The organism is Leptothrix mechoopdaensis (SeqCode) (genome assembly GCF_053893855.1).
Genome location: NZ_CM132699.1, coordinates 3,004,910 through 3,018,889, shown reverse-complemented (window position 1 = coordinate 3,018,889; position 13,980 = coordinate 3,004,910). Strand labels below are relative to the sequence as shown.

Below are 13,980 nucleotides of genomic sequence, written 5' to 3'. Positions count from 1 at the left end.
CGCATGAATGCCCTGATCGGAATGGCACTCGGCGTCTTCGCCGCCGTCGTGCTGCTGCTGCTGAGCCTCTACAGCGTCTGGGTGACGCGCTACAGCGCCGAGTCGCGGCGCGTCTCGGCACGACTGGAGCTGGTCGCCTCCAGTGTCGCGGCCGGCGACCGGCCGAACCTCGAACGCCAGACCGAGGTGGCGCACCTGTCGACGCTGCAGGAGCTGCTGACCCGCTTCGACCTGGGTCGACGGCTGATCCGTCTGGTCGACCAGTCCGGCGGCCGGCTGATGGCCGCCGACCTGCTGGGCCTGTCGCTGGCGATGGCGGCCTGCGGTTTCCTGCTGCCCTCGATGTTCCGGCTGCCCCCCGTGCTCGGCCCCAGCCTGGCGCTGATCCTGTTCGTGCTGCCGTGGTGGCGCATGCTGGTCGCCCGCACCAAGCGATTGAACCGTCTTGAGGAACAGTTTCCCGAAGCGCTCGACCTGATGGTGCGTTCGCTGCGTGCGGGTCAGGCCTTGCCGTCGGCGATCCGCCTGTGTGGCGACGAGATGCCTGCGCCCCTGGGTCCCGAGTTCCGCCTGCTGGCCGACGAGACCAACTACGGCGTGGCGGTCGCCTCCGCACTGCAGGGGCTGGCCGAACGGGTGCCCGTGCCCGACATCCGCTACTTCGTCGTCGCGGTGGTGATCCAGCGCGAGTCGGGCGGCAACATGTCCGAGCTGCTCAACAACATCAGCCAGATCGTGCGCCAGCGCCTCAAGCTGCGCGGCCAGATCAAGACGCTGTCGGCCGAGGGTCGGCTGTCGGGCTGGATCATGGGCCTGCTGCCTTTCCTGGTCGGCCTGATCCTCAACCTGGTCAACCCGCGCTTCATGGACCCGCTGTGGCACGACCCGGTCGGTCAGACCCTCGTGGGCGGGGCCCTGTTCCTGATGGTGGTCGGCGCCATCTGGATGCGCCAGATCGTCCAGATCCGCGCCTGAACCGGAGAACACGATGGAATGGATGCAATGGCTCTGGCTGGCGCTGGTGTTCGTGTTCGTCACGGGCGGCACGCTCGCGCTGGCACGGCGAATGGCACCGGACCGCACGCGTTCGCGGCTGGACACGGTGTTCGGCGAATCGCGCCTGGACACCACGGTGCTGGAAGACGACGACGGCGAGGATCTCTTCCGTCCGCGCTGGCGCCGTGCGCTGGACCGGCTGGCCGGCATGGCCGCGCCGACCGAGTCCGCCGAACTGTCCAAGGCCAAGCAGCAGTTCCTGCATGCCGGCCTGCGCAAGACCGAATCGCAGAACCTCTACTACGGCGTCAAGGCACTGCTGACCTTTTCGCTGCCGGTGCTCGGCCTGATGGTGATGACCTTCGGTGGCCGCGCGCCCGGATCGAGTGCGCTGCTGATGGTCTGTCTGGTGCTGGCGGCCGCAGGCTTCTATGTGCCGGCGATCGTGCTCAACCGCATGACGCAGCACCGCCAGCGCGACATCTTCGAGGCCTTCCCCGATGCGCTGGACCTGATGACGGTCTGCGTCGAGGCGGGTCTCGGCCTGGAGTCGGCGATGACCCGCGTGGCCGATGACCTGCGCGACGAGTACCCCGTGTTGTCCGAGGAACTCCGGCTCGTCAACCTGGAACTGCGGGCCGGCGCCGATCGCGAGCTGGCGATGCGCAACCTCGGTCGCCGCACCGGTGTGCCGGCAGTCGAGAGCTTCGTCACGATGATCCTGCAGGCCGAACGCTTCGGCACCAGCATCGCGGCTTCGCTGCGTGTGCTGTCCGACCAGCTGCGCACCAAGCGTCGACAGACCGCCGAGGAGAAGGCCTCCAAGATCGGTCTGAAGATGCTGATTCCTTTGATCCTCTGCATCTTCCCGGCCCTGATGGTGATCCTGATGGGCCCCGCCGCGCTCAACGTCATGTCGGCCCTCGGCCCGATGCTGAACCGCTAGCGCCAGGTCAGGCCGGCATCGGCCGGCCCCACCGCGTCTCCAAGTTTTCCCCGTGTTGATCGGCCTTCCCGGCCGGCAGGGCGCAGCCTTGCCGACGTGTCGGCCGTGACGTTCCGGACCGCTCGCGTTTTTCGCGATCAGGTCATCTGCAGATCGGACGGCTCTCCCCTTGAACGTGGGGTGCCACCGATCAGGGGGGTGCCCCGAAACGGCACCCCACCCATACGATCCTTTCGAGCTCTTCAGACTTCATGAGCTGCGGTATCGGGATTCCCTGACCAGCAGCGTCCTTGTCAGCAACAGCGACCCGCTTGCCGGGTCGCCCATTCAGGGTAGAACAGCATGGCCATCATCCTCTCCACGCCGACCGGCATCTCCTACCAGGACACCATCGGTGCCGACACCTTCGGCATGTCCGCGCTGTCGAGCTTCGGCGTGACCGGTGCCACCGGGGCGGTGCAGTACTCGGTGGCCGGCGCGGTGGCGAACACCGGCTTCCCGCTGCTGACGCAGTTCGACAAGATGGTCACCAACACGTACGGCACGCTGCTGTACAGCTCGACCACGGGTGCCTACCAGTTCTCGCCGATCGGCAGCGCCATCGAGGCCCTGCAGGCCCAGGTGCTGCAGAGCTTCGTCGTCACCGCCAAGGACAGCACCGGCGCGAGTTCGAGCAAGTCGCTGAGCCTGACGCTGAATGGCGTCAACGACATCGCCGCGATCAGCGGCGTCACGAGCGGCTCCGTGACCGAGGCCAGCGGCATCGCCAACGCCGTGGCCGGCAGCAAGGTCGCATCGGGTGTCATCACCGTGGGCGCCGACATCGACAACCCGGCGGGTGTCACGATCACGGCGGTCACGCCGGTCGGCACGACCATGAACAGCGCCAAGCTGTACGGCCAGTATTCGGTGACCACCGGTGGCGCCTGGAGCTACACGCTCAATGACGCGAACACGACCGTCAATGCACTGGCCGAGGGCCAGACGCTGACCGACTCGTTCGCGATCCGGCTGAGCGACGGCAACACGCAGACCATCACCGTCACCATCAACGGCAAGGACGACCTGGCGACGGTGTCGGCCAGCCCGACGCTGCTCTTCGTCACGGAGGACAGCGGTGTCGTCATCACCGATGCCAACGGCGTCCGCACGGCCCAGTTCGCCGGCGTGCCGACGGTGTCGGGCAAGTTCAACATCGCCGATGCCGACAGCGTCACGACGATGTCGTACGACACCGTCGGCCATGCCGCTGCCAAGTACGGCACCTTCACGATGGCGGCTGACGGCACCTGGAAGTACACGCTGGACAACAGCAACGCCGACGTCGACAAGCTCAACATCGGCGGCTTCCTGGCCGACACCGTCTACGTCAAGACCAGCGACGGTCAGGAACGTGTCCTGACCATCAACATCCGCGGTGCCAACGACGGCCTGGTGATCAGCCCGGTCAAGGTGAGCGTCAACGAGGATGCGGCCCCGAGCGCGATCAACATGCTGGGCGCCGCCAAGGATCCGGACGGCGGCACGGTGGTCACGCCGTCGATCACGACCCCGCCGACGGGCCTCCCGAGCTATGTCACGCTGTCGGGCAACGTCCTGACGCTGAACCCCGCCGATGCCGCCTTCCAGAGCCTGGCCGATGGCCAGACCATGGTCGTCAAGGTGCCCTACACGATCACGGTCGGCGGCGTGAACTACCCGACCTATGCGGAATGGACGGTGCGTGGCACCAATGACGCGCCGCAGATCTCGGGCAGCGCCGTCTCGTCGCTGGTGGAAGCCAATGCGCCGCTGTCGACCGGTGGCACGCTGACCGTCGTCGACCCTGATGCGGGCCAGTCGGGCTTCCAGGCCATCCTGGTGCCGCAGGCCGGTACGGGTGGCCACGGCACGTTCACGATCACGCAGGCCGGCGTCTGGTCCTACACCATGAACACGGCCCATGACGAATTCGTCAAGGACGTGACCTACACCGACTCGATCGTCGTGCGCACGATCGACGGCACGACGCAGACGCTGACGGTGACCATCACCGGCACGAACGACAAGCCGGTCTTCTCGTCGTCGACCTCGGGCACCGTGCTGGAAAAGCAGAACGTGCTCTACCAGGCCGTCGCGACCGACGCCGAGCCGGGCTCGATCACCTGGAGCCTGACTGGCGCCGATGCCGGCAGCCTGAACATCGACGCAAACGGCAAGGTCACGCTGAAGACGGGTGACCTCGACTTCGTCACCAAGTCCAGCTACAGCTTCAGCGTCGAAGCCACCGACGCGGCGGGCGAGACGACGACCCAGCCGGTCGCCATCACCGTCAAGTCGGTCGACACGACGCCGCCGACCGTCGCCTCGGTGACCGACAACGTCGCCGGCACGGCCAACCTGACGACGGGATCGATCGACTACACCTACACCTTCAGCGAACCGGTGGTCGGCCTGGGCGCCAACGACTTCAACGTCACCAACGGCACGATCACCAACGTCACCGGCAGCGGCACGACCTGGCACGTGATCGTCACGCCCGCCGCCGGCGTGCCCAGCGGCTCCATCACGCTGGAACTCGCGGCCGGTGCCGTCAGCGACCTGCCTGGCAATGTCTTGGCCGTCGGCCACACCGAGAACAGTCAGGCGATCGACACGGTGGCGCCGACCGCGCCGACCATCAATGCCGTGGCCACGAACAATGTGGTCAATGCTGCAGAGAACGCCAACCTGGTGATCAGCGGCACGGGCGAGGCCGGCGCGACGGTCACGCTGGGCAACACCGGCCAGACGGCGCTGGTGGACAACGCAGGCAACTGGAGCATCACGGTGGCCGACGCCGCCGGGTCCTTCGCACAAGGCGGTGAACAACTGTCGGTGACCCAGACCGACACGGCGGGCAACACCAGCGCTGCGGGCACCCGCGCCATCAACGTGGACACGCTGGCGCCGACCGCGCCGACCATCAATGCCGTGGCCACGAACGATGTGGTCAATGCTGCAGAGAACGCCAATTTGGTGATCAGCGGCACGGGTGAAGCTGGAGCGACGGTCACGCTGGGCAACACCGGCCAGACGGCGGTGGTGGACAACGCGGGCAACTGGACCCTCACTGTGGCGGATGCGGTAGACGTCTTCGGCCAGGGCGGCGAGACGCTGTCGGTGACCCAGACCGACACAGCGGGCAACACCAGCGCTGCGGGCACCCGCGCCATCAACGTGGACACGCTGGCGCCGACCGCGCCGACCATCGATGCCGTGGCCACGAACGATGTGGTCAATGCTGCAGAGAACGTCAACCTGGTGATCAGCGGCACGGGCGAAGCCGGGGCGACGGTCACGTTGGGCAACACCGGCCAGACGGCGCTGGTGGACAACGCTGGCAACTGGAGCATCACGGTGGCCGACGCCGCCGGTTCCTTCGCACAAGGCAGCGAACAGCTGTCGGTGACCCAGGCCGACACAGCGGGCAACACCAGCGCTGCGGGCGCCCGCGCCATCAACGTGGACACGCTGGCACCGACCGCGCCGACCATCGACGCCGTGGCCACGAACGACGTGGTCAATGCGTCCGAGAACGCCAACCTGGTGATCAGCGGCAAGGGTGAAGCTGGCGCGACGGTCACGCTGGGCAACACCGGCCAGACGGCGCTGGTGGACAACGCAGGCAACTGGAGCATCACGGTGGCCGACGCCGCCGGTTCCTTCGCCCAAGGCAGCGAACAGCTGTCGGTGACCCAGGCCGACACAGCGGGCAACACCAGCGCTGCGGGCACCCGCGCCATCAACGTGGACACGCTGGCACCGACCGCGCCGACCATCAATGCCGTGGCCACGAACGACGTGGTCAACGCGTCCGAGAACGCCAACCTGGTGATCAGCGGCAAGGGTGAAGCTGGCGCGACGGTCACGCTGGGCAACACCGGCCAGACGGCGCTGGTGGACAACGCAGGCAACTGGAGCATCACGGTGGCCGACGCCGCCGGTTCCTTCGCCCAAGGCAGCGAACAGCTGTCGGTGACCCAGGCCGACACAGCGGGCAACACCAGCGCTGCGGGCACCCGCGCCATCAACGTGGACACGCTGGCACCGACCGCGCCGACCATCAATGCCGTGGCCACGAACGACGTGGTCAACGCGTCCGAGAACGCCAACCTGGTGATCAGCGGCACGGGCGAGGCCGGCGCGACGGTCACGCTGGGCAACACCGGCCAGACGGCGCTGGTGGACAACGCGGGCAACTGGAGCATCACGGTGGCCGACGCCGCCGGTTCCTTCGCCCAAGGCAGCGAACAACTGTCGGTGACCCAGACCGACACGGCGGGCAACACCAGCGCTGCGGGCACCCGCGCCATCAACGTGGATACGCTGGCTGCGACCACGCCGACCATCGATGTGGTGGCGGGTAACGACGTGGTCAATGCTGCAGAGAACGCCAATCTGGTGATCAGCGGCACGGGTGAAGCTGGCGCGACGGTCACGCTGGGCAACACCGGCCAGACGGCGCTGGTGGACAACGCAGGCAACTGGAGCATCACGGTGGCCGACGCCGCCGGTTCCTTCGCCCAAGGCAGCGAACAACTGTCGGTGACCCAGGCCGACACAGCGGGCAACACCAGTGCTGCGGGCACTCGTGACATCAGCGTGGATACGCTGGCGCCGACCGCGCCGACCATCGATGTGGTGGCGGGCAACGACGTGGTCAACGCGTCCGAGAACGCCAACCTGGTGATCAGCGGCAAGGGTGAAGCTGGCGCGACGGTCACGCTGGGTAACACCGGCCAGACGGCGGTGGTGGACAACGCAGGCAACTGGAGCATCACGGTGGCCGACGCCGCCGGTTCCTTCGCACAAGGCAGCGAACAGCTGTCGGTGACCCAGGCCGACACAGCGGGCAACACCAGCGCTGCGGGCACCCGCGCCATCAACGTGGACACGCTGGCACCGACCGCGCCGACCATCAATGCCGTGGCCACGAACAATGTGGTCAATGCTGCAGAGAACGCCAACCTGGTGATCAGCGGCACGGGTGAAGCCGGTGCGACGGTCACGCTGGGCAACACCGGCCAGACGGCGCTGGTGGACAACGCAGGCAACTGGAGCATCACGGTGGCCGACGCCGCCGGGTCCTTCGCACAAGGCAGCGAACAACTGTCGGTGACCCAGGCCGACACGGCGGGCAACACCAGTGCTGCGGGCACTCGTGACATCAGCGTGGATACGCTGGCGCCGACCGCGCCGACCATCGACGCCGTGGCCACGAACGATGTGGTCAATGCTGCAGAGAACGCCAACCTGGTGATCAGCGGCACGGGCGAAGCCGGGGCGACGGTCACGTTGGGCAACACCGGCCAGACGGCGGTGGTGGACAACGCTGGCAACTGGAGCATCACGGTGGCCGACGCCGCCGGTTCCTTCGCACAAGGCAGCGAACAGCTGTCGGTGACCCAGGCCGACACGGCGGGCAACACCAGCGCTGCGGGCACCCGCGACATCAGCGTGGACACGCTGGCGCCGACCGCGCCGACCATCGATGCCGTGGCCACCAACGATGTGGTCAATGCTGCAGAGAACGCCAACCTGGTGATCAGCGGCACGGGTGAAGCCGGGGCGACGGTCACTTTGGGCAACACCGGCCAGACGGCGGTGGTGGACAACGCGGGCAACTGGAGCATCACGGTGGCCGACGCCACCGGGTCCTTCGCACAAGGCAGCGAACAGCTGTCGGTGACGCAGACCGACACGGCGGGCAATACCAGTGCTGCGGGCACCCGAGACATCAGCGTGGATACGCTGGCACCGACCGCGCCGACCATCGATGCCGTGGCCACGAACGACGTGGTCAATGCTGCAGAGAACGCCAACCTGGTGATCAGCGGCACGGGCGAGGCCGGCGCGACGGTCACGCTGGGCAACACCGGCCAGACGGCGCTGGTGGACAACGCAGGCAACTGGAGCATCACGGTGGCCGACGCCGCCGGGTCCTTCGCACAAGGCGGTGAACAACTGTCGGTGACCCAGACCGACACGGCGGGCAACACCAGCGCTGCGGGCACCCGCGCCATCAACGTGGACACGCTGGCGCCGACCGCGCCGACCATCAATGCCGTGGCCACGAACGATGTGGTCAATGCTGCAGAGAACGCCAATTTGGTGATCAGCGGCACGGGTGAAGCTGGAGCGACGGTCACGCTGGGCAACACCGGCCAGACGGCGGTGGTGGACAACGCGGGCAACTGGACCCTCACTGTGGCGGATGCGGTAGACGTCTTCGGCCAGGGCGGCGAGACGCTGTCGGTGACCCAGACCGACACAGCGGGCAACACCAGCGCTGCGGGCACCCGCGCCATCAACGTGGACACGCTGGCGCCGACCGCGCCGACCATCGATGTGGTGGCGGGCAACGACGTGGTCAACGCGTCCGAGAACGCCAACCTGGTGATCAGCGGCACGGGCGAAGCCGGGGCGACGGTCACGTTGGGCAACACCGGCCAGACGGCGGTGGTGGACAACGCTGGCAACTGGAGCATCACGGTGGCCGACGCCGCCGGTTCCTTCGCACAAGGCAGCGAACAGCTGTCGGTGACCCAGGCCGACACGGCGGGCAACACCAGCGCTGCGGGCACCCGCGACATCAGCGTGGACACGCTGGCGCCGACCGCGCCGACCATCGATGCCGTGGCCACCAACGATGTGGTCAATGCTGCAGAGAACGCCAACCTGGTGATCAGCGGCACGGGCGAAGCCGGCGCGACGGTCACGTTGGGCAACACCGGCCAGACGGCTGTGGTGGATAACGCAGGCAACTGGAGCATCACGGTGGCCGATGCCGCCGGTTCCTTCGCACAAGGCAGCGAACAGCTGTCGGTGACGCAGACCGACACGGCGGGCAATACCAGTGCTGCGGGCACCCGAGACATCAGCGTGGACACGCTGGCGCCGAGTGCCCCAGCCATCGACGTGGTCGCGACGGACAACTTCGTCAATGCCGCGGAGTACACCAACCTGGTGATCAACGGCACCGGCGAAGCCGGAGCGACTGTCACGCTGGGCAACACCGGTCAGACGGCGGTGGTGGACAACGCGGGCAACTGGACCTTCACCGTGGCCGATGCGGTGGACGCTTTCGGCCAGGGCGGGGAGACGCTGTCGGTGACCCAGACCGACGCAGCGGGCAACACCAGCGCTGCGGGCACCCGCGCCATCAACGTGGATACGCTGGCACCAACCGCGCCGACCATCGATGCCGTGGCCACCAACGATGTGGTCAATGCTGCAGAGAACGCCAACCTGGTGATCAGCGGCACGGGTGAAGCCGGGGCGACGGTCACTTTGGGCAACACCGGCCAGACGGCGGTGGTGGACAACGCGGGCAACTGGAGCATCACGGTGGCCGACGCCGCCGGGTCCTTCGCACAAGGCAGCGAACAGCTGTCGGTGACCCAGGCCGACACGGCGGGCAACACCAGCGCTGCAGGCACCCGCGACATCAGCGTGGACACGCTGGCACCGACCGCGCCGACCATCGATGTGGTGGCGGGCAACGACGTGGTCAATGCGTCCGAGAACGCCAACCTGGTGATCAGCGGCACGGGCGAGGCCGGCGCGACGGTCACGCTGGGCAACACCGGCCAGACGGCGCTGGTGGACAACGCAGGCAACTGGAGCATCACGGTGGCCGACGCCGCCGGGTCCTTCGCACAAGGCGGTGAACAACTGTCGGTGACCCAGGCCGACACGGCGGGCAACACCAGTGCTGCGGGCACCCGAGACATCAGCGTGGACACGCTGGCACCGAATGCCCCGGCCATCAACGTGGTCGCGACGGACAACTACGTCAATGCCACGGAGTACACCAACCTGGTGATCAATGGCACTGGCGAAGCTGGTGCAACGGTCACGCTGGGCAACACCGGCCAGACGGCGGCGGTGGACAACGCGGGCAACTGGAGCATCACGGTGGCCAATGCGGTGGACGCTTTCGGCCAGGGCGGCGAGACGCTGTCGGTGACCCAGATCGATGCGGCAGGCAACACGAGCACGGCCGGCAGCCGCAGCATCACCGTGGACACGCTGATCGATCCGGTCACGGTTGCCCTGCGCGTCAACTCGGGCGCGGAGTTCGACAACATCACCAACGATCCTCGCCTCGACATCAGCCCGAAGGCTGCTGACGTGACGCGCTCCTACATCGTCAACGGTGTGACCAGCGCGGACTATGTCCTGCCGACGGTCAACCAGGACTACACCGTCACCGTCGTCGACACGGACACCGCCGGCAACAGTGCCACGGCCACGATCCAGTTCACGCTGGACACCCAGATCGATCAGCCGACGGTCAGTCTGATGTTCGATTCTGGCGCCCCGCTCGACAAACTCACCAACGACGCGTCCCTGACGGTAGGCGTGCCTCAACCGGACTTCGTGGAACGCACCTTCGTCGTCGACAACGTGTCCCTGGGTGCGGGAGTCGACTACAACCTCCATCTGCCGACCGGCGACGGCCAGCACACGGTGGTCGTGATCGACACCGACACCGCCGGCAATCAGGCCTCGTCGAGCATCACCTTCACGCTGGACACCAGCGCCGACAAGGACGCGCCGCTGAACATCAGCGGTCTGGACACCCTGGTCAACAACGTCGAGAAGAATGCCGTGACCTATACGGTCAATGGCCTCGACAGCGACGCCGCGTTGACCGTCACGTTCACCGACAGCAGCAACAACTCGGTCACCGGCGACAACGGCCTGGTGAACCTGAGCACCCTGGCAGATGGCGACATCACGGTGACCCTGAGCGTGGTCGACCAGGCCGGCAACGAGTTCTCTCCGCCGCCGACCACCATCGTGCTGGACACCCGTGCAGACCGAGGCGACCCGCTGACCGTCATCGTGTCGGACCCGCTGATCGGTAATGCCGAGAAGACCAACGTCGACTACCAGGTTCTGGGTCTGGATCCGGATGCCACCGCCGAGGTCGTTTTCACCGACAGCAACAACCGCAAGGCGTTTGGTGTCGGTGGCGTCGTCGACCTGTCCGGCTTGGCCGACGGCGAGATCTCGGTCTCGATCTCGGCAACCGACCTCGCCGGCAACAAGGCCATCGGCAACGGCACCAGCACCTCTCTGGACACGACGGCCGACTTTGGCAGCGACCTGACGGTCGCCGTTCAGGACACCCTGGTCGGCAATGCCGAGAAGACCGCCGTGGCCTACACCCTCAGTGGTCGCGACTCCGACGCCACCGCGACGGTGACCTTCACCGACTCGCTCGGTAACAAGGCTTTCGGCATCAACGGCTTCGCCAATCTCAGCGACCTGGTCGACGGCACGATCACGGTAAAAGTGACCGCAGTCGACGGTGCCAACAACACCGCCGAAGGTGTGGGCACGGCCACGGTCCTGGACACCAGCGCCGACAAGGACACGCCGCTGAGCGTGACCGTCGGCGACAGCCTGATCAGCAATGCCGAGAAGTCGGCGGTGGCATACACCCTGAACGGTCTGGACGGCGACGCCAGCGCGACGGTGACCTTCACCGACAAGAACGGTCTGACGGCACCCGGCGCGAACGGCTTTGTGAACCTCAGTGCCTTGGCCGACGGCCCGATCACGGTGAGCGTGAACGCGACCGACGCCGCTGGCAACTCGTCGTCCTACACCGGTGCCGCCACCACGCTGGACAAGACCGCACCCACGGTGCTGGTCACGTCGATTGGCGGCGGCGACAGCATCGTGTCCCTGTCAGTCGGTGACAACTTGGTTGTGGGCACTGCCGAGAAGACCTCGACAGTGAGCATCCTGGACGGCGGAGGCAACGTCTTGGGAACGGCGATCACCGATGCCAACGGCAACTTCTCCTACGAACTGACCCCGTCCAACCTGGCCACCATCGGGCAGGGTAGCGAGACGATCACGGTCTCGCAGACTGACCTGGCCGGCAATACGGGGGCGTCGGCTGGCTTCGCTTTCAACGTGAACACGGTCCCTGCAACGGTCGCCTCGGTGTCCATCACCTCTGCGACCGGCCGCCAGAACAGCTACGTGAATGCTGGCGACGTGGTGACCGTGACGGTCAACACCAGCGAGGCCGTGACGGTGACGGGCTCCCCGACCGTGGAGCTGAACATCGGTGGCACGACGGTCCAGGCCAGCTATGCCGCCGGTTCATCGACCTCGACGGCTTTGGTCTTCACCTACACCATCCTGGCCAACCAGACCGACACCGACGGCATCAGCATCAACGCCAACAGCTTGACCGGCGGCACGATCACCAGCGCGGGTGGCAATGCGATGGTGCGTGACTTTGCTGCGGTGGCGGACGACGGCGGCTACAAGGTCGATACGACTGCGCCGATCGTGGCTGGCGAGACCATCTACGTCGCCGACAACGGCACAGCGATTTCCTTGCCCGCCGCCTTGTTGCTGGGCAATGACACTGACGCGGGCAGCGGCCTGTCGGGTGTTTCAGCGGTCTCCAGCGCTAGTAGTGGTTTGAGCGGACTGACCCTGTCGGCCGGCAACATCACCTTCACGACGGCGAATTACCAGGGCGATGGCGCAACGGGGAACAGCTTCACGTACGACGTAGCGGACCTGGCAGGTAACTCGGGCTCGGCCTCGGTCAATGTGCAGGTGTATGACGGCATTGGGCAGTCGCAGGACCAAACGGTCCAGATCTCCTCCGCTCCGCTGTTCGTGGATCTCGGCGCTGCTGGCACCGACACGCTGCAGTTCACGGGCGTGAACAACACGTCGATCAACCTGTCGACATCCGTGATCCTGAACGTGGAGAACTTCAGCGCCGTGGATGGGCCGGGTAACAACGTCTATGCCCAGACCGTGACGATGACCGCCCAGCAATACGGTGGCTTCGCCAGCATCAATTTGGGCGATGGCACCGATACCCTGAACGTCAACCTCAGTGGCGCGGTCAACATCTCGGCCGGCACCACGACCGTGACCTCCACCGAAACCGTCAACCTGACGGGCTCGGCGAACGATGACAGCCTGACGGCCACGGGCACCCAGCTGACCGGCTTCACAGCCATCAACCTGGGTGGAGGCACGGCGGACACGATCAACCTGACGTCGACCTCGACGGGTCTGAACGGCTTGAGCAATGCCAACCTGTCCGGTGTGGAGCTTGTCTCGGCGTCGACGGCTGCGGCGGGCGTGACCATCGATCTGAGCAACCAGACCGAATCGTTCACGATCACCGGCAGCAACCAGGCCGACACCCTCACTGGCAGTTCGAACGTAGACGTGATCAACGCGGGCGGCGGCAACGACACCATCAACTACACGGTGGGCAGCGGTGCCGATGTCATCGATGGTGGCGCCAACGCCAACGCGACCGGTGACCTGCTGGCGGTGTCCTACTCGGGCACCCAGGCGGTGACCTTCGGCGGCAACCTGGTCTTCGACGCCTTCGGCGCGACGGTCAGCAATGTCGAACGCGTGACATTGGGTGGAACCAGTGCGAATGACACGCTCGACTACACCAACACGGCTGCGGGCAACAACGTGATCGTGAACCTCGGCAGCAATGCGGCATCTGGCTTCACCAGTGTCACGGGTATCGAGAATGTCACGGGCGGCGCGGGCGATGACACGCTAACTGGAAACAACAACGTCAACGTGCTGAGTGGCGGCGCCGGTGCCGATAGGCTGACGGGTGGTGGCGGCAATGACAACTTGACCGGTGGCGCTGGTGCCGACGTCTTCGTGTTCACCTCGACCAACGACGGTCTGGATCGCATCACGGACTTTGCTCAAGGTACGGACGTGATCAATCTCGCTGCGATTGACGCGAACACGAACCAGGGCAATGACCAGCAATTCGCGTTCATCTCTGTCTCGACGACCAACACGACGGCCAACTCCGTGAACTGGTACATCGACAACAACGGAACCGCAGGCACCACGACCGACGACTTCACGGTGATCGAGATGGACAACAACGGCGGCACGACTCCCGACCTGACCATCATCCTGACGGGCAGGTACACGCTCACGGCCAGCGACTTCGTGTTCTGACGCGCGTTGAGCTGAACTGA

General features: G+C 66.2%; 4 protein-coding genes. 3 read left to right on the top strand and 1 reads right to left on the bottom strand.

Features of this window, described 5'->3' with window-relative positions; genetic code table 11:
• Positions 1–3 precede the first annotated feature (3 nt).
• Complete coding sequence (locus ACWA7K_RS13055) at positions 4–975, top strand: type II secretion system F family protein (protein WP_456161835.1); 972 nt, start codon at positions 4–6, stop codon at positions 973–975.
• Positions 976–988: 13 nt separating this feature from the next.
• Positions 989–1,942, top strand: coding sequence for a type II secretion system F family protein (locus ACWA7K_RS13050; protein ID WP_456161834.1), 954 nt, complete (start codon positions 989–991; stop codon positions 1,940–1,942).
• 377 nt (positions 1,943–2,319) lie between these two features.
• On the opposite strand, the gene ACWA7K_RS13045 is transcribed toward ACWA7K_RS13050, so the two are convergent.
• Positions 2,320–2,478, bottom strand: coding sequence for a hypothetical protein (locus ACWA7K_RS13045; protein ID WP_456210473.1), 159 nt, complete (start codon positions 2,476–2,478; stop codon positions 2,320–2,322).
• Between ACWA7K_RS13045 and ACWA7K_RS13040 the strand changes: the two genes are divergently transcribed.
• On the top strand, positions 2,465–13,960 hold the full coding sequence (locus ACWA7K_RS13040) for an Ig-like domain-containing protein (protein WP_456210467.1): 11,496 nt from the start codon (positions 2,465–2,467) through the stop codon (positions 13,958–13,960). The genes ACWA7K_RS13045 and ACWA7K_RS13040 overlap by 14 nt on opposite strands.
• Positions 13,961–13,980: the final 20 nt, after the last annotated feature.

Coding starts and splice junctions, on each gene's coding strand:
- ACWA7K_RS13055 (WP_456161835.1), top strand. CDS start 4: ATGAATGCCCTGATCGGAATGGCACTCGGCGTCTTCGCCGCCGTCGTG.
- ACWA7K_RS13050 (WP_456161834.1), top strand. CDS start 989: ATGGAATGGATGCAATGGCTCTGGCTGGCGCTGGTGTTCGTGTTCGTC.
- ACWA7K_RS13040 (WP_456210467.1), top strand. CDS start 2,465: ATGGTCACCAACACGTACGGCACGCTGCTGTACAGCTCGACCACGGGT.